The following is a 19059-nucleotide window of genomic DNA, read 5'->3' as shown; positions in this document are numbered from 1 at the left end:
AACAGTGCGTCGCAATTTCGGCCGTACCGCTTGGGCGGCCAGTATTGATTGTGGGCTGGCAAAACCAGATAACCTGTACCACACTATGATTCGTTCATCGTTGTTGCGGAATCACTGACCAAAGGGGTTGTTGACATGAAATTGCATGACAGTATCCCGTTCAGCTTCAATGAAGTACCTGTCGACGAGATGTGCCGGCGCGCCCATGCTTTTGCCGATTTGATGCATACGCGACGGACAGTACGTTTTTTCAGTGATCGGCCGGTTCCACGACAGATCATCGACGAATGCTTGCGGGCTGCGGCGTCGGCACCGTCTGGCGCCAATCGTCAGCCTTGGCATTTTGTGGTGGTGAGTGATCAGGTAGTGAAACACCGTATTCGCGACGCGGCTGAAGCCGAAGAGCGGGAGTTCTACCAGCGTCGGGCGCCGGAGCGTTGGCTGGAAGCATTGGCCCCATTGGGCACGGATGCCGACAAGCCGTTTCTGGAGGTCGCTCCCTGGCTGATTGCTGTGTTCTACAAAGCATACGAATTCACACCAGCAGGTGAGAAGGTCAATACTTATTACCCGCACGAATCCACCGGTATCGCATGTGGCATGTTGATCACGGCGTTGCATCATGCCGGCTTGGTGACATTGACCCATACACCCAGCCCGATGGGTTTTCTGAACGAGATATTGCAACGGCCCGCCAACGAACGCCCCTATTTGTTGATTCCCGTCGGGTACCCCGCTGAGGATGCCACGGTTCCCTGCATCAGCCGCAAACCGCTGGCCCAGGTGGTCAGTTATTTCTAGTGATTGAAGGTCTATTACCGGTTTTGGGACAACGAACGGGCGATGGAATCGGCGGTCCAACAAAAAAATTCCGGTGACTTGCGCCAGATAGGTTATGCTGCGCGGCTGCGTTGGCCGGCACGAACTGTGGAACCGTGTTGAATGGCCACGCTTTGACGGGCAAAAGCTTATTCGAAAACCGTAAACCGAGGTTGCGATGCGCAGAGTAGGCGTATATGTAGATGCTAGTAATATTGGAATGAACGGTGGTCATGGCATGCGCTATGAAGTGTTGCGCACATTGGCTTGCCGGGGTGGTGGTGAACCGCAGCGCTTGAATGTCTACCTGGCATTTGATGCCCAGCGGGCTGATCGCGAGCCGGAATATTTGCAGAAAGCCAGCAATTATCAGGCGGCTTTGCGTGACCAGGGCTTCCGGGTCACCGTGAAGCAGGTCCGTCGTTTTTATGACGATGAAGGCATGGAAACCAAAAAGGCCAACGCCGATCTCGACATGGCGGTGGATGTGCTGACGGAATCGGAACGGCTGGACACGGTTGTGCTGGTAACGGGCGATGGCGATTTCGTGCAGGTTGCCCGTGCCTTGCAAAGCAAGGGTTGTCGTGTGGAAGTCGTTGCCTTCGACAATGTATCGCGAGAATTACGGGATACGGCCGACCAGTTCATCAATGGCTTGTTGGTGCCGAACCTGGTACCGGTGCGCAATGCCGGCCCGGCATCGCCCAGATGGGGTGAGATCGGCTCGCGAGTGCGTGGCGTATGCCAGACTTACCAGGCCGAACAACGCTATGGGTTCATCCGCTACTTGAGTGGTGTACCCAACAGTATCGTACTGGCCGGGCAGGAAGAAACCCGTTCCGCGTTTTTCCGCGGTGGCGACCTGCCCAATGGGTTGAGCGAGACTCAGTTGCCGTCCAGGGATATCATTCTGGAATTCGAACTGTCGGAGCCGGCCAAGATCGATGGCCTGCCTGTCGCACGTCGTATTGATGTCATTGCGAGCATCTGATCGCATAACGGGTTACTGACCATGTGCCTACCAAAGCAAAGGGGGGAAAGTGAAAGCGTGGATGCTGATCTTTTGCTGTCTGAGTCAGGTTGCCATGGCAGCAACCCGAGTTGAGTTATCCCTGTCGACCGAAGCCCTGGCCCAACCTGAAGTAGTGGCCAATTGGCTACAACTGAATGCAAACACTGCTGATCGTGCCGCAGCACAGTATCAATTGCAGCAAGCCCAATTGGCAGAACAGGCCGGGGATTGGTCGGCTGTGGCGCAAGCCTTGTCAGAGAGTGCACGTCATTTTCCAGCCCCTGCTACGTTGGTGGCCTACGCTGAGGCCCGTCTGCATGAGTTGGCGAATCGGTCCGCCAAGCCGGATGCGACGATGGAGCAGGATGCCCTGAGCCGGATTGGTAATTTGTACCAGTCTGCACTGGCGGCTAATCGGGTGCTGTCGGTACTGTCCGATCAAGCGTTGCAGACGCTGACATCACAAGCGAATTGTTTGGATGCCTATCTGGCCAAGCGACCAGTTCAGACGCCCTGTCGACCTTTGCAAATCTATCAGAAGCAATAATCCTGGCCGATTGGCCTTGCAGACCCATTCCCATTCTCTGGTCAACGTACTACGATAGCAAGCCGTGACGCGGCTTGCAGCCGATTTTCCAATGACAGGCCGATTGCCTGGTGCATTCAGGCCATCCAATCCCGATCGGCAGGCTGAGCTTGGCCAGAACTGGCCGTAACTCGAACTGCGGGCCTAAGTACCCATTATTTGAGAATCCGGATCATGAATGTATTGTTGGTGGAAGATGACTTGGCTTTAGGCGAGGCATTGGGGCAAGCCTTACGACAGGCTGGCTGGCGAGCGGTCTGGGTGCGGCGCTTGAAAGAAGCCCGCGCATTTCTAGCCGGCGAGCCACAGGATGCATTGCTGCTGGACTTGGGGCTGCCAGATGGTGAAGGGTTGGATCTGTTGCGCGAGCTGCGGCATCAAGGTGAAACATTGCCGATCATCGTTCTGACGGCGCGCGATGCACTGGCAACCCGTCTGGATGGATTGCGAGAGGGCGCCGATGACTATCTGGTGAAGCCGTTTGCAATTCCCGAGCTGCTGGCACGGCTGCAAGCCGTGACGCGACGCAGTAGTGGGTTCGTCTCGGCGCATTGGCAGATTGGCTCGTTGTGTATCGATACCGACACGCGGGAGGTGACGCTGGCGGACGAAGCCATTTCGCTCTCGCCATCCGAATTCGCCTTGTTGTTCGAATTGGTGCGTAAAGCGGGTAAGGTTATCAATCGCGAATATCTGGTCGAGCATCTGTGCTGCGAATCGGATAATGCGCTGGAAGTGCATGTCCATAACCTGCGACGTAAGCTGGGCGGCGATTGGGTGCGTACAGTGCGTGGTGTGGGTTACCTGTTGCCGAAACCGTAAAGGGCTGCTCCATGTTGACTCCTGCTGTGGCCAGACGGTCCTTGTACCGTCGCTTGCTGTGGACCAGCCTGGCATCCATTCTATTGATCTGGCTATTGCTATTGGCTTGGTTTTATTGGGAAGTGACGCGAGTGGGGTCAGGTTATTTTGACCGTGATCTACGTAGCCTCGCCGAGTCTTTTGCCAATCTCTATAGCGTGGATTTCAAGGAGCCTGAGCGATCACACGTGTTAGATCAGCAAATCAATCAGTTCAGCCGTACCTATGCAGATTCGCCGATGCGACATCATGAGTTTGCCTATCGCATTCATGACAGCAAAGGTCGTGTCCTGGCGCAAACCGATGCCTGGCCATTGCTGTCTACACCAGCCTTGAATGCTGAACCGGTCAATGTCGGTCGTTGGCGTACCGTGCGGGTTGCCAGCGACAATCAGTTGGTGACGGTACAGGTGGCCGTGGCCCGCAGTTTTGTACAGCGGGCGCTGACGGAGATTTTGATCTTCTTCCTGCTGCCGTTGGTGGCGGCACTGCCGGTCATCATGATCATGTTGAAGGTCGGGTTTGGTCGGGCGTTACAGCCCTTGTTGAACCTGGCTCGAGCGATCACGGAGCGTGATCCACATGCGACGACACCCCTGGCATGCAACGATGCGGAATATCAGGAGCTCAAGCCGGTGTTCAATTCGGTGAATCAGCTGTTGTCGCGACTGGGGACGTATCGTGAAGGCGAGCAACGATTTTTTGCCGATGCCGCACATGAATTGCGAACCCCGTTGGCGGCCATCGGCGCCCAGGTGCATCTGCTGGCACAGGCGGAGTCAGCAGCCGAACGAGCGGCCTTGGCCAGCCAGCTGGATGCCAGTATCGAACGCAGTGCCGCACTGGTGGGCAAATTGTTGACCTTGTCGCGGCTGGACGCCGAATCTGCACGTTTGCAGAAACAGCCGCTGGACTTGGCACGCCTGGCGCGAGAAGCTGTGGCACGTCACGTACCCCATGCCATGACACGTGATATCGAACTGGCTTATGACGGTGCGGATACGGCGCCGTTTCAGGGGGATGCTCATGCACTGGACAGTGTGCTGGATAACCTGATCGACAATGCCATTCGTTACTGCCCGACCGGTGCAACGATCAGTATCGAAGTGACGCCGGGCTTTCAGTTTGTACGCTTGGCTGTGGCCGATGACGGGCCGGGGATTCCACCTGCCTGGCGTGAGAATGTGTTGAAACGTTTTGTCCGACTGCCTGACGCGACAGCCACAGGCAGTGGTCTCGGTCTGGCTATCGTCAAGCGGGTGGTGGAATTGCATGGCGGGACGTTACTGTTGACCGATGGGCTGCATGGTAACGGGTTGGCGGTGGATATCCGCCTGCCCGTGACTGAGGGGTAGTGGTCGATGTTCGGGGCGTGATGAACTCATTCCCAATCAAGACCAAGTTGTCGAGATGACTGTGACATTGCTTGAAGTGCATACAGTGCTGTATTGGCTATGTTGCGCGAATCAGCCGCGGGTACCGATGCAGGTTGGCAAGCGGCTGAGCACGCTCCATTCATGGCCATGCTTCCAGCAGGCAACGGGTCACAAGGTATTCCTGACCTACCGCATAATCGACCCGATATCGATTGCCAGCAATATGACGGCTGGTCAATGAGTGTACCAACTGCAGCTGCAATTGCCCTGTTTGTGTGTCCAGCTGGGTAATGGCGGCATCCAGAAAATCGAAATAGCGGCCGACAGTCGGGTACAGCGCCTTGAACAGACTTTCCTTGGCTGAAAACAAAATGGTCGACCAGATTTCGTAAGGCAGACCCCGGGCAATGCCCAATTTCAGTTCCGGTTGCGTCGCGATGTGACTGACAATCTGTCGTAGTGTATCGATCGGCACGGGTCGCTCGATGTCGATACCCACACCACTGAAATATTGTTGTTCCCCCGCAATGGCGACTGCTAGACCTTTGCAGTGGCTGATGGCGCCTACGTAGCCCATCGGCCAACATGGCGCACGTTCGATGCCGATCGGAATGACCGAAGGGCCGCCATAACCACAGCGTCGCAGCGCCCGAATGGCACACCATCGACCCGCAGCAAATTCCACCTGTCGTTTCAGCACCGCGCGTGACAGACTAGCCGGCAAGGGTTGATCCGGCTCAGTCAGCTGCTGCAACAGGCTGGCATCGACACGATAACGTCGCGATACCAGTGGTAGCGGTGCGGGTGAGGGAGGAAGGCAGTACAATGTCAATTCAGGGGTCACGGTATCGGTGCTGGTTGACGTCATCGTGCCGCCTGTACTGTGCCGGATGGGGAATCTGCCCGCCAGCCACCGCCCAACGCGGATATCAAGGCGACGGTTGACTGCAGTCGTTCACGTTGGGCTGCACTGCGCGCTTTCGCGCTTTGCAGGCGTTGCAAACCGGCCTGCCATTCAGCTTGTGCTGTGCCCAAACCCACTCGCCGGGCCTGTTCGGTTGCCCGGTACTGGCGGTCAGCAATAGCCTGTTGCTGTTGCCGATTGTCATCCTGCTGGGCTGCATATTGCAGTGTGGCTGCCGCATCTTCCACTTCATGTACAGCCTGCAGGATAGCACCATGCCAGCTGGCATAGCTTTCGGCAGCCGTTGAGCGTGCCTTGTCGGCTTCCGCCAGTAATCGGCCGGCATCGAACAATGGCATGGCCAATTGGGGCATCAACGACCAGTTACGGGCATTGTGACGACGGAGACCTGCCCAGTTGCCGGCACTCACGCCCAAAACACCCGCCAGGGTCAATGCGGGCCAACGGGCTGCTTCAGCTTCGTCTATTCGGGCACGGGCCGCATCATAACGAGCTTGTGCGGCGGCCAGGTCCGGCCGCCGTTGCAGGAGTTCGGCCGGTACGGCATTACCAACAGCAGGCTGGCGAAGCTGGTCAAGTGGTTTACCCTCTGGCAGCCGGCAGTCAGTTGGCGTCATGGCAGCCAGTTGGCACAGGCTACGTTCCACACGTTGCAGGGCGTCATTTTCCTGTCTCAGTTGCCAGTCAACCTCATTCAGTTCTTGCTCCAGGGTATGCAACTGGTTACCGCTGAGCAGACCGGCACGACGCTTGCGCTGGGTGCTGTCCAGTATTTGTCGTTGTAATGTCAGTTGCTGGTTGGCCAGCGTTAAGTTGTGCTGCAGCTCGGCCCGATTGAACCATAAGGTGGCGGTTTCGCGCGCCAGGCTCAAGCGTAGTGCAGTATGATCGAATTGTCTCGCCGCCCTGTCTGCTTCTCCGGCCCGGATGGCAGCGCGAATACGACCCCGCAAATCCAATTCATAGCCGAACACCAGCTGGGATGCATGGCGGGTACTGGGATTCTTGGTCTCCTCGCTGACTTCGCCAAGATCGTACTTGGACTGGCGTCGCCGTTCGGCACTATGTTCAAAGTCCAGTTTTGGATACCGATCGGCTGTGATCACTGTCAGCTCGGCCTGTGCTTCATCCAGTCGGGCCACACCCGCAGCCAGATCAGTATTACGAGCCCACACCTGTTCAATCCACTGAGTCAAACCGGGGTCGCCCAGGCTGGCCCAGGCATCGCCGGTCGGCAGGCTGCCCGCTACCGGTGTGGCATAGCGATCCGGCAAAGTCAGGGGGGTGTTGGGCGGCGTGACTTGCGCGCAGGCGCTCAACAGGGCGCAGCCGATCAAGGGAAGGGTGTATTTCATGATGCGCCTGTTCCGCTCTGGCGGGCAATCTTGACCAGCACCCGTTGCCCGATCCGTAGCTCAGGTGCTTCCAGCGCCAATACACATTCAATAACTCGTATGTCCTGCTTTTCGTTCGGGTCGTCATTTTCCGGTCGGCTACCAAAGACTTCACCCAGGCGCAGCACTCGGGCTTTGTAGACCTTGCTCTCGTCTGCCTCCAGCACGACTTCGGCAGCCTGATTCGGTCGTACCGCGTTGACAAACCGCTCTTCTAGATCAGCCCGGACGATGCGGGGGCCATGGGGTGCAAACAGGAACAACGGCGTCACGTTCAGGGTAGAGGCACCGTCACCCGGTTTGGCTTGCCGGCGGATGATGCGTCCAGCCAGGGGGGCGCGAACCACATGCTGCTCTACTTCTAGGCGGCTGGCAGCCACCTGCGCTTCCGCGGCGGATAATGTTGCTTTTTGTCGTGACAGCTCGGCTGCAGCCAATAAAACCTGGTCACGGGCATTGTCCCGATCCTGATTCGAGACCACCTCATCCCCTTGCAAGCCATTGAGTCGCTTCAGCTCTCGCTGGGCAATATCATGACGTAGCTGTAACAGGCGTAGCGATTCCCGGGCCTCATCGCGTTCCTGTTCCTTTACTTTCAGAGCCAGTCGCGCCTCGCGGTCATCAATGCGGGCCAATACTGCGCCGGTTTTGACTTCGGCACCTTCTTCCGCCAATACCTCCTGCACGATACCTGGGCGAGGAGCGGCAATGTTGATGACGCCGCCTTCAATGCTGATGCGGCCTTTTGCCATCGCCGCCCAAGGTGATACTGGCGCTGCGGGATTGTGCTTGCTGGCCTGTGTTTCCGAACAACCGGTCTGCAGAGCGCAGGTCAATGCCAGGCTGATGGCCAGCCAGAGTGGTTGCATGCGCATCATGCGGCCTCCAGCATGGTACGGGCACGCTGGTCTTTGACCACTGCACCATCTTCCAGCGTAATCACACGATCAGCGTGTTTGATCAGGCGATTGTCGTGTGATACCCCCAATACGGTTGTGCCTTGCTCTTGCGCGACATGGTGCAAAATGTCGATGACAATCTGGCCGTTGTGGCTATCCAGTGCACTGGTTGGTTCATCAGCAAACAGCAGACGGGGTCGTTTAACCAAGGCGCGGGCAATGGCCACGCGTTGCTTTTCACCGCCGGACAGTTCCATCGGCCGCAATCTCAAGCGAGGTGCCATGCCAACCATCTCCAGTGCTTCGGTCGCCCGACGTTCTGCTTCTGTCTTATCCAGTTTGGGGCCGTAGCTCAAGGGCAGCAGCACATTTTCCAGCGCGGTCAATGAGCTAAACAGATTGAATCCTTGGAACACGAAACCACAGTTTTCCAGGCGGAAGCGATCCAGTTCTTCGTCTGACAGGCGGTTCAGCTCGATACCCAGGGCCTGAACGGTGCCGGAATCAGGTGACAATAGGCCGGACAGAACAGACAGTAAAGTACTTTTGCCGGACCCCGAAGGGCCAATGATCAGCGTCAACTCGCCGGGCAGAATCGACAGGGAGATGCCGTTCAGCACAGTCTGTTTGGTTTTGCCACTGCTGAAAGACCGGAACAGCTGCTCGCCAATGATGGTGGGCGTAGCGGACATGATGATTTCCTTATCGCAACAAAGTGAACGGTTCAGCCTGATTCAGGGCGCGTAACGCCGACAGGCCAGACAACAAAGCGATGCTGAGCACCAGGATGCCGGTGGCAATACATCCCCACATCGGCACCTCCAGTGCGATGTGGGCAGCGCGAGCCAGCACCACCAACAAGGCACCAATCAGACCGGTGATGATCAGTCCGAGCAGCCCTACCCAGAATGACTGCTCGACGACAACTGCACGTAACGAATGGGTGGACACACCTAGTGCACGTAACGTGGCGTACTCGCGCAACGCGGCGACAATGGCCCCCATCAGCGTCTGACTTGTGATGACGATGCCAACCAATAGCCCAAGCGCCGACGAAAACAGGAAGCCGGAGCCTGCACCTGACTCAAACAACCAGTAAAGCTGGGACTGGATCGAGAATTCCTCCGAGGTCCACACCTCGAATGGTTTGAAACTGCCACTCGGTTTCAATGCATCACGTACCGACTCGGCGTGTTCGGGGTCTTTCAGGCGCACCAGGAAGTAATCCGTGGTGTCCCCACGCAGATAGGGGTCAATGCTGCGAGCAGTGCTGAGTGATGTCAGTACATTGGCCCCGCCCATGGAACGGATCCCGTTGACTGTGGCGGCGACACGTACCCGCTTGCCAGCAAGCTCGGCATCGTCGCCAACCTTGACACCCAATTTGTCGAGATCCGCCTCATCCACCAGCACGTTGCCAGGCTCCTGTAGGCGTTGTCGAAGCGCTGGGGTCAGCAAGCTGGCAAATGTCATTGCTTCAGGTTTGGGGTCGATGCCAATCAGCACAGCCGATAATTTGCCGCCTTGTGGGCGCTGCCAGTCACCCACCGTCCAGGTAAAACGTTCGACAACGGTGACGTCTGGGTGCATACGCAGACCGTTTTCCACTTTACCGGGAATCGGTCGTGCCAAATCCACGCTTTGTGTGCCGGGATAGCCAACCCATAAATCTGCAGACGATCGATCGATATAGACCGCAACCGAACTGAACATGCCCAGCAGGAGGCTGAGTTGTACCTGTACCAGCAAGCCAGCAAAGGCTACAGCCAGGATGGCAGGCAGGAAACGGCGCCATTCGTAAATCAGCGAAGCACGAGCGAGAGAAACCATCATGCGCTCCGATTCAAACCAATGTCGGCAGGATGCAAATCAACAAGCGATTGAGATAGCTGTGCATGGCGGACTCCCGATGTGAATGGGATGCAGTGTGCCAGTCAATCCTTAGTGTTTCCTGAGTAGGTAGATGGAAAGGGCTTTGAGCAGGACAGGTGTGGGTTTGCAAGCAGGCCGTAATACCCAGGTTTTGAATTGGGGTGATTTCAAATAATTGATCTATTTGGACTTTCCATATTTTCTCAGAAGGTGAAAAAGCAGGATGGTGGGTGATTCCAATGTTCGGAGTTTCATGATTAACGCAAAGATGTGTTTATTTTCAGTACTTTCATGCCAAAGGAATGTTGAATATTCGAATAATTATATGTAGAAATAATAGTGGTTTTCCACAATATAAAATTCGGAAACCCACAATATTTTTTTCGTCCTTAAATATGGCATAGGAATAAAGTGGTGTGTATATCTGAATCGATGGAATATGCAGCCCTTCCTGCATTGATTGAAAAGGCTGCACCGCATGCTGGAACTGCATTGAAGCTGCGTTTGAACATGTAGACCTGTGGATGGCAGGAAGGTGAATATTTGCTTTTCATGAATTGATTGTCAGCACCGTGTCGGTAAAAAACCGTAACAGAAAGCTGGCTATTTTGAAGCGTTTTCAAGCGTGGAATTTCGTTGAAATCTGGCCTTTTGATGAAATTTTTTGTGTGCGAGAACGACACGGAGTCATTCTTCGTCATTTAAAATAACACAATAAAAACAATAATATGCGAGTGTTTTTGCGTAGATTGAAAAATACGGCAATTCGATTGATGCGGATTTTCGCATTGAATCATGTTGTTGCCATGCGCTTCAAAGAGATAGATTCTTTGCTCCAATTGAGTGGCAAATAGTAAGAGCTGAATGCTGTTTTCCTGGGCAGTTGCCATTTCACTCAACATACCGCCTGGCCAGAATTGAAATGATCTATTTGTCAGTCGGAAGTGTGATGCGCAACATGGTAAAACTGTAAAGATTCTCAAATACGATATTGCTTGATGATCGGATCGAAGCGTGAATCTCAAGCAGGTCGGTCACATCAGAATGTAGAAAATGGTGGTAATGAACGACAAAGTTTGAACAAATCAATCGTCATCATGGCAGTAGGGTGCAGGCCAGGTAAATGGTGGGCGGGTATTGATTTGCCTGTGAAAATCAGATGACTGCAGCCGATCCAATATCAACCAATTGGCAGCAAGACTAAGGAGTTGAAGCGTGAACAACCTTCCCCCATCGCATTGGCAATGGGATCGCTTGATCGGCAGTTGTGTGATCCGATTGCTGATTGATTTGACGATTGTGTCACTGCTTTATTTCGTTGCAGGGCAAATCGGCAGCCCCATCCAACGGGACGCAATCACCTTGTTCACAGTGGTGTATCTGCCGGCATCAATGCTGGTGATCACGGCCGAAACGCTATTTGCGGAACGAAACCGGATGTTGGCATTTGGCACCTTCCCACTTGGTATGGAACACGCCACGTCGACTGTCAACCCAAATTTCGATATCTGGCCGGGATTGTTCTGGCGAGGTGTGCTGATATCGATGGTGATGGCAGGCCTGTTGTGGTGGCTCGTTCAACAGATTCCAACCAATTGGTTCTGGCTGGTGATGATGTTGGTCGCGATCTTTGCCTGTTCGCTGACAGGCATGTTGATACTGATCCGAAACCATGGTCTGCCATATTTGAGCGGTTATCTGAAGCAGTATGCGCAAGGCAGTCAGCCTGCTTCTGCTGAACAGAGCGACGAGCGGGTGTTCGGCGCCTACCTGCTGCCATGGGGGGTGGTTGCAGCAGCGTTGTGCGGCTTGATCAGTCATCAGTTTTTTTCGGGTACGGCCTATCCGGATTCGTCGGCCATTCCGTTCAGCAATGTGGTGTATTCGGTGGCGGGGACAGTTTACGTGGTAGCGATGTGGGTCTGTCACGCCTGCAAGCATCAGGTTATCGGTGATGTGCGTTGTGGTCTGGTCCACGTGGCAGAAGATGACCAGGTCAAGGAAGCGGACATGTATTTTCTGCTGCATGCCGCAGCCGGCATGGTGACCGGTGGCGGCATGGTGATTACACGGCTGTTCGCCATTCAGCATATTCCGCTGTGGCTGGTCGTGGTTCTGGAGGTGATATTGGGTGCCGCCGCCGCGGTAGGTGGCGCCCTGTTGGGGATAGCACGCGGGGCTGCACTGGCCACGCCAATGAATACAGGTGCGACGACATCGTCGGCAACTGCAGCAATCAAATGAGGCGTAACAACATTCCTGAATCAATGCGGCGCACCGGATGATGGCCGGTATCCCGCAACAATAAGCTGGTTTGGATGTACGGTTTGGCCGGTTGAATCCCGGATGAAACAAGATTTCCAAGCATGGCTGACCCCGCTAAGTCGGGCTCTCCGCCATGCCAGGTAGTGGTAACACGTTTGAATGGTTGTCGTGAATCGGTTTGAACCGATTGCTGGATTCTCCAAAAGAGAATGTAACTGTTGTAAATGATGTGAAAACGATCTGGCTGTATAAAAGGTGAGGAGCCTATGGACAAGGCGCTGTGGAGCAATGCAACACGTCCGTCGGATATCGCGATTGTGGGGATGGCAAGCCACTTTCCGGATGCGGCGACGCTGTACGATTTCTGGACCAATGTCATCAATCGTAAGGATTCGATTGTCGACGTGGACCAGATGAATGGTGAGGAATATTGGCGCAAGGCGGATTTCTACGATCCGGATCCGACCGCCGCTGACAAAACCTACGGTTACAAGGCCGGCTTTGTGCCGCCGATTGAGTTCGACCCGGTTGAATTCAAGTTACCACCGTTGATGCTGGAATCGATCAGTACTGCGCAGATCTTTGCGCTGTATGTCGCCAAGCAGGCAATGCAGGATGCGCGACTGGTCGGTGACAATCCGCTGCCGGTCGACCGTGACCGGGTCGGTGTGATTCTGGGTGGGGCAGGTAACGGCAATACTTCGTTCTCGCTGGCATCACGTCAGCAGGGTCCCTACCTGAAGAAGATCATGCTCAACGCGGGCTTGTCGGACACCGTGGCGAGCGAGGTCATCGAGCGAGTCAACGACCTGTACCTGGAATGGAATGAGGACAGCTTCCCTGGCTTCCTCGGCAATGTGGCCTGCGGCCGGATTGCCAGCTATTTCGATCTGGGCGGTACGTCCTACATGGTGGATGCCGCATGCGCCAGCAGTCTGGCTGCGATCAAAGCTGCTATCGGTGAATTGGCCGATGGTAGTTGCGACGTCGTATTGACTGGTGGCGTGAATCTGGAAAACTCGATTTTCTCGTTCCTGTGCTTCAGCAAGACCCCTGCGCTATCGAAGAGCAATATTTCCCGTCCGTTTGACCAGGATTCCGACGGCATGATGCTGGGCGACGGCGTCGGCTTCCTGGTATTGAAACGCCTGGAAGATGCCGAGCGCGATGGCGACCGCATCTATGCGGTGATCAAATCCCTGCAAGCCTCCAGTGACGGCCGGGCGAAGAGTATTTTCGCGCCGCGTCACGAAGGCCAGGTCAAGGCCATGAATCGTGCCTATCAGCGTGCAGGCGTGTCTCCAGCCGACATCCAGTTGGTGGAAGCACATGGCACGGGCACTCAGTCTGGCGATCACACTGAAATCAACAGCTTGCGGACAGTATTCGAAGCCTGCCAGATTCCAGAAGGCTCCATTGCCATCGGCAGTATCAAATCGCAGATCGGTCATACCCGTTGCGCAGCCGGCGCCGCTTCAATGATGAAAGTGGCACTTGGCCTGTTCCATAAGGTGTTGCCGCCAACCATCAACGTCAAGCAGCCTAGCAAGGAGCTGTCGCTGGAAGGCAGTCCCTTCTACGTGAACATCGACAGCAAGCCCTGGTTCCGTCCGGTTAATGGTGCACCACGTCGCGCTGCGTTGAGCGCGTTCGGTTTTGGCGGCACTAACTATCACGCCATTCTGCAGGAACATCAGCCGGAGCCGAACGGTACCTACCGCTTGAATCGCCGGGCAGAAGTCGTGGTGTTGCAAGCGGATACGCCGGCGCAACTGCTGACACAAGGTCAGGAAATGCTGGCTGGTTGGCAGGCGGCTGACGGGGCAGGGTTGTTCCGTGCGCATCAGCAGACCACAATAGGTCAGCCCATTGCCTTGGGTGCAGCCCGGTTGGCGTTTGCAGCTGAAGGCCTGGCGCAAGCTACACAATTGCTCGGCGAAGCGCTGAAGCAGTTGGCAGCCAATCTGGATAAGGATTGGGAGCATCCACTGGGGATTTACTACAAGCCACGCGCTGTTGCGACAGCAGGGCGGGTGGTGGCTTTGTTCCCAGGACAGGGCGCGCAATATGTGAACATGGCCCGCGAAGTGGTCAATGACTACCCTGTGGTACGTCAAACCATCGAAGGCCTGGATGCGATTGCCTATGCACAAGGCAATGCCCCGCTGTCCAACGTCATCTTCCCGCAACCGGTCTTCAGCGAGCAGGCTGCCGAGCAGCAGATGCAAGCGTTGACCCGTACCAGTCGGGCCCAACCCACCATCGGTGCCATCAGCGCGGGTTACTACAAGCTGTTGCAAGGGCTGGGATTGAAGGCAGACTTCATGGCCGGCCACAGTTATGGCGAAGTGACCGCACTATGGGCAGCCGGTGTGTTGTCGGATGATGACTTCTACCGGGTATCCCTGGCGCGGGGTGCCGCGGTGGAAACGCCCGCTGCGGATGCCAATGCCGAACTGGGTGCGATGCTGGCTGCATCGATGTCCGAAGAGCAGGTCGATCAAGTACTAAGACGGTTCAAGGACCTGATCGTCGCCAATTACAACTCATCAGAGCAACTGGTTCTGGGTGGTTCCAGCGAATCGATCAAGCAGGCATATGCCTTCCTGACCGAACGAAAAGTGCGTAGCCAGATACTGGCGGTGTCCGCTGCTTTCCATACCCCATTTGTGGAACACGCCTGCGCGCCGTTCCAGGCCAACCTGGCCGATGTACCGTTCCAGGTGCCGCAATGCACAGTGTTCTCCACGGCAACGGCGGAACCGCATAGCCAGGACCCGGCAGCCATCAAGGCTTCCCTGATCAAGCAACTGATCAGTCCGGTGCGATTCAGTCAAACCGTTGAGCAGATCTACCAACGTGGTGGTGATCTGTTTATCGAGATTGGTCCGAAGGGCATTCTGGGCAAGCTGGTGGCAGATATTCTGAAAGGCAAGCCGCACAGCGTGGTATCGCTCAACCCCAGCGCCAATGGTGATGCCGCACTGCAATTCAAGCGTGCACTGGCCAAGCTGGTGGTGGAAGGCGTGCAGTTCAGCAATCTGGATCCCCAGGCAGCACCGATCCCTGCGCCTGCAGCCAAGAAGAAAGGTATGAGCTTCACCATGAGCGGTGGCTTCTTCCTTTCCGACAAAGCACGGCAGAAGCGGAAACATGCTTTGCGTCAGGATACCCGCGCGGTTGAAGCATTCATCAATGAACGCCTGCCGGTCGTTGCACCGGCACCCACACCGTCAGTCCCTGTGCTGGAAGCGGAACCGGTCGATTGGCCGCCACCGCGACAGCGACAGGAAACCGTATTGGCAGTTGAAACCCTGGTTGAAGACAACACCGGCATGAACTGGCTGAGTCCTGTTCCTGCTTTTAATGGAGAAGGCATGATGCAAAGCGGTAAGCCCGAAAATGAAATGCTGAGCGTGTTGGGCGCACAGATCCAGGCTCAGAACGTATTGAGTCAGGTACATCAGCAGTTCCAATTGAACCAGCGCGAATACATCCAGCTGTTGAATTCGTTGATGAGCAAGCAGTGCACACTGCTGGAGAAATTCCAGGGCAGCCCGCAATTGACCGATGTGGTTGCTAGCCTGAGCCAGAGCTTCCAGTTGCTGGACAAAAATCAGGAGCTGTACCACGTCAACCATGAACACTATTTCGACAACCAGCAAGCCATGTTGGGCGGCGAAGCAGCACGTGCCAGCCGAGTGTCAGCCCTGACGACACAACGTGCCCCGATGACCTTGCCTGTTGCAGCGCCCGTGGCCGCGACTGCACCTGTCGTCACCGCGCCGGTGGCTGTTGCGCCGGTTCAAGCGGCGCCGATTGCACCGGTGCAGGCACCCAAACCATCCGTTCCGGAAATGGCACCGGTTGCGGTAGCTGCGCCGGTTGCACCAGCGGCCCCTGTTGCTGCTGCAGCACCCACGCTCAGCGCAGAAGACGAAGCCCTGGTGAAACGCTTTGAAGCCATTACGGTAGAAGATCTGGTCAAGCAGTTGGTGACAATTGTCAGCGACCGCACAGGCTACCCGGCTGACATGATCAATGAAGAAATGGATCTGGAAGCGGATCTGGGGATCGATTCCATCAAACGCCTGGAAATCTTCGGTGCAATGTTCGACATTCTGGCCGCCGGCGTGCCGTACTTCCAGGATGCAGAAAGCGCCAAGGAAACAGAGACTTTCGACATCGACGCGTTCAGTAATATTCGCAAGATGGCGATCTTCTTCAAGGAAACCATCGACGAACTGCTGGCCGAACTGAAAGGCCAAGGCACCCCAGCCGCCGCAGAAACTACTCCGGTTGCTGCCGCACCTGTTGCACCGGTGGCTGAAGCCGCTGCGCCGGAAATCGTCGAAACGCCGGTTGAGGATGCGCCGCCGTTGCGCAACTTGGGTTTCGTTGCGACCACACGCAAGCTGACCAGCGAAGAAGCCGACAAGGAATCTGCAGCAAAAAAATCCCTAGCTGAGCCGCGGGAAGACGCATCTGCCCCAGCTCGGCGCTTGATTGTAAGTGATGCCGAAATTGCACTGAATACCATTCACCGCTACCAGCCACGTAAGCTGGCCCTGCCCAAGCCCGATCAACGGGCACTGGATCTGGCGCCTGATCACATTTGGCTGGTGACGGATGATGGCAAGGGACTGAGCGATGAACTGGCCAAGAGCCTGCTTGCTCAGCAGCAACGTGTGGCCCGTCTGATCTTTGGCTGGCAACAAGGTAAGGGTGGTCGCAAGGGGATCAAGGGCGTGAACGATTACGTACTTGATCGTGCCGACGAAGCCACCTTGCAAGCCTTGTTGGATAAGTTGACCAAGGCTGAAGGTGCCATTGGCGGGGTGGTACACCTGCAAGCTGCAGTTGGTAACGTGAAATCGGTGGATGGGGCTTTCAATGCAGCAGATTACGACAGCGCCCGTACTGTCTTCACACTAGCCAAATTGTTGCAACCGGCCTTCAGCCAGATCAATAACGGCCGCAGCTTCTTCTTCGTGGTCAGCCAGCTGGATGGTGAGTTGGGAACGGCAGGTCGTGGCATGTTCCCGGTGGTGGCATCGGGTATGACCGGGCTGACCAAGTCGCTGAACATCGAATGGGAAGACAGCTTCTGCCGTACCGTTGACATTGACCCGAAAGCCAGCAAGGCAGCCGCAGCTACCATGATTCTGGAAGAGTTGGGCGATGCGCAGACCGATGTTGGCGAGATTGGCCGGGGTGCAAAAGGCGAACGGTTTGGTCTGGGTTTTGAGCAGGTAGCCATCGATGGCCAGCCATCGCTGACCGATATCGATGCGAAATCGGTGTTCGTGGTAACCGGTGGGGCACGCGGCATTACCGCCGAATGCGTGATCGCCTTGGCCAAGCGGTATCCGGCACGTTTTGCCTTGTTGGGTCGTACCCGTATCGACGGGCCGGTACCTGCCTGGGCAGAGGGTGTCAACGAGGTCAATGGCCTCAAGGCTAGCGCCATCAAGTATTTGCAAGCGCAGGGTGAGCAACCGACGCCGGTAAAAGTGGACCGCATGCTGAAGGATGTGCTGCAGATTGCCGAGGTGAAGCAGACCATTGCCAAGGTGGCACAAGCCGGCGGTCAAGCGATCTACGTGGCGTGCGACATTGGCGATGCCAAGGATGTAGCCCGTGCAGTGGCAGACATCCAGCGCGAGCTGGGTACCGTCACAGGGCTGATCCACGGTGCTGGCAATCTGGCTGACAAGCGCATCGAGAAGAAGGTTGCCACTGATTTCGACAGCGTGTTCATGACCAAGGTCAAGGGCCTGGAGAACCTGCTGGCGGCAGTGAAGACCGACAAGCTCAAGCACGTGGTGGTGTTCTCGTCGGTATCTGGTTTCTTCGGTAATGCCGGGCAGACCGATTATTCGATGGCCAACGAAGTGCTGAACAAGTTTGCCTGGTTGTTCCAGTCGCAATATCCGAAGGCCTTTGTGCGTTCGATCAACTGGGGTCCATGGGACACTGGTATGGTCAATGACGTGCTGAAGAAAGCGTATGCGGAACGCAAGCTGGCGATCATTCCGACACAGACCGGTGTGGACCATTTCGTCAACGAATTCCGCAGCGCGGCCGTGCCACAGTTGCTGATTGGCGGTGGTAGTTATAAGGTCAGCCCGAAGGTGAAGCGGCTGCCAGCGGTCACTCGCGTGGTGCGTGAGCTGAATCCGGTTGACAACGGCTTCCTGCAGGATCATGTGGTCGGCAAGCATGCGGTGTTGCCAGCAACGGTGGCCGCAGGCTGGATGGTGCAGATCTGCGAAGACCTGCTGCCGGGTTACCACCTGGAAAAGCTGAGCGACTTCAAGGTACTGAAAGGCGTGGTATTCGACGAGGCGGAACAGCGCCGCTTCGTGGTGGAAATCAAGCCGATCAGCGCGCCGGAAAAGGGCAATGACCGTCATGTGCTGGCTGTCAGCGTGTTCAACGATAACGATGGCGAGCAACTGAACCGGTACCAGGCCACTGTGACCATGAGCCACGAAACGGTCGAACAGCCGATTTATGCCGAGGCCAAACTGAGTGGGGCGCTGGATCATCCGGCTATCTACGGTGACATGCGACAAGGTGCCTTGCTGTTCCATGGCGATGCATTCCGTGGCATCCAGCATCTGTTGAATGCCGACGAGAAGCGTTTGACAGCCAGTGGCACGTTGGCGGCTACGGAGGAGAACAAGCAGGGCCAGTTCCTGGTGAATTCGTTCAATCCGTATCTGGGTGATGTGTTTGTGCAGGCGCCGTTGGCGTGGCTGATGTTGCAATCCGACAAAGCCGGCCTGCCATCACAGATCGGCCAGTGGGAGCAGTTTGCCCCGGTTGCGTTCGACCAGCCGTTCTATCTGTCGATGATTGTGGTGTCACAAAGCCAGGCTGCCCTGGTGACCGACATCATCGTTCACGACGAGGCCAGCAAGGTGTTCAGCAAGCTGTCCGGGTTGACCTTCACTGTGTCGAAGAAACTACGCCAGCAATTGTGCGATCCGGAGACCACCGCGGTGGCTTGAATCATCACCTGCAGTAACTGACGGGCGTCGGCGC

General features: G+C 56.0%; 12 protein-coding genes. 7 read left to right on the top strand and 5 right to left on the bottom strand.

Translation table 11 applies throughout. The annotated features are described in order from the left end of the window. Positions 1-135: 135 nt before the first annotated feature. The 5 genes from FFS57_RS05750 to FFS57_RS05730 all read left to right on the top strand — a co-directional run bounded on the left by FFS57_RS05750 (position 136) and on the right by FFS57_RS05730 (position 4633). Complete coding sequence (locus FFS57_RS05750) at positions 136-801, top strand: nitroreductase family protein (RefSeq protein ID WP_137936808.1); 666 nt, start codon at positions 136-138, stop codon at positions 799-801. Between the two features lie 196 nt (positions 802-997). Beyond that, positions 998-1810: a LabA-like NYN domain-containing protein gene (locus tag FFS57_RS05745; RefSeq protein WP_137936807.1), complete on the top strand. Its 813-nt coding sequence runs from the start codon at positions 998-1000 to the stop codon at positions 1808-1810. Between the two features lie 94 nt (positions 1811-1904). Next, positions 1905-2378: a hypothetical protein gene (locus FFS57_RS05740; protein ID WP_137936806.1), complete on the top strand. Its 474-nt coding sequence runs from the start codon at positions 1905-1907 to the stop codon at positions 2376-2378. 213 nt (positions 2379-2591) lie between these two features. After that, positions 2592-3239 carry a response regulator gene (locus FFS57_RS05735; protein ID WP_137936805.1) on the top strand — a complete coding sequence of 216 codons (648 nt, stop codon included), beginning with the start codon at positions 2592-2594 and terminating at the stop codon, positions 3237-3239. Between the two features lie 11 nt (positions 3240-3250). Next, on the top strand, positions 3251-4633 hold the full coding sequence (locus FFS57_RS05730; protein WP_137936804.1) for an ATP-binding protein: 1383 nt from the start codon (positions 3251-3253) through the stop codon (positions 4631-4633). A gap of 160 nt (positions 4634-4793) precedes the next feature. Here FFS57_RS05730 and FFS57_RS05725 read toward each other — a convergent pair whose 3' ends face one another. From FFS57_RS05725 to FFS57_RS05705, 5 genes are read right to left on the bottom strand one after another with little or no spacing between them, the layout of a single operon-like run. Then, complete coding sequence (locus tag FFS57_RS05725) at positions 4794-5522, bottom strand: 4'-phosphopantetheinyl transferase family protein (protein ID WP_137936803.1); 729 nt, start codon at positions 5520-5522, stop codon at positions 4794-4796. Then, on the bottom strand, positions 5519-6934 hold the full coding sequence (locus FFS57_RS05720) for an efflux transporter outer membrane subunit (RefSeq protein ID WP_137936802.1): 1416 nt from the start codon (positions 6932-6934) through the stop codon (positions 5519-5521). Before FFS57_RS05720 ends, FFS57_RS05725 begins: the two co-directional genes overlap by 4 nt. Further along, positions 6931-7851: an HlyD family secretion protein gene (locus FFS57_RS05715; RefSeq protein ID WP_249383906.1), complete on the bottom strand. Its 921-nt coding sequence runs from the start codon at positions 7849-7851 to the stop codon at positions 6931-6933. Before FFS57_RS05715 ends, FFS57_RS05720 begins: the two co-directional genes overlap by 4 nt. Then, positions 7848-8564, bottom strand: coding sequence for an ABC transporter ATP-binding protein (locus tag FFS57_RS05710; RefSeq protein ID WP_137936801.1), 717 nt, complete (start codon positions 8562-8564; stop codon positions 7848-7850). Before FFS57_RS05710 ends, FFS57_RS05715 begins: the two co-directional genes overlap by 4 nt. 10 nt (positions 8565-8574) lie before the next feature. Then, entirely contained in the window at positions 8575-9702 is a 1128-nt protein-coding gene (locus FFS57_RS05705) for an FtsX-like permease family protein (protein WP_137936851.1), read from the bottom strand. A 1257-nt stretch (positions 9703-10959) separates the two neighbouring features. On the opposite strand from FFS57_RS05705, the gene FFS57_RS05700 reads away from it, so the two are divergent. Together FFS57_RS05700 and FFS57_RS05695 are read left to right on the top strand one after the other, a co-directional pair. Further along, positions 10960-11988, top strand: coding sequence for a hypothetical protein (locus FFS57_RS05700; protein WP_137936800.1), 1029 nt, complete (start codon positions 10960-10962; stop codon positions 11986-11988). A 287-nt stretch (positions 11989-12275) separates the two neighbouring features. Beyond that, a complete protein-coding gene (locus FFS57_RS05695; protein WP_137936799.1) occupies positions 12276-19025 on the top strand; it encodes a type I polyketide synthase in 6750 nt (2249 codons plus the stop codon). The last annotated feature ends 34 nt before the right edge of the window (positions 19026-19059 follow it).

Source organism: Chitinivorax sp. B (genome assembly GCF_005503445.1).
Taxonomy (GTDB): Bacteria; Pseudomonadota; Gammaproteobacteria; order Burkholderiales; family SCOH01; genus Chitinivorax.
Note: the sequence above shows the minus strand (reverse complement) of the source record. Positions and strands in the feature narration are given on the sequence as shown.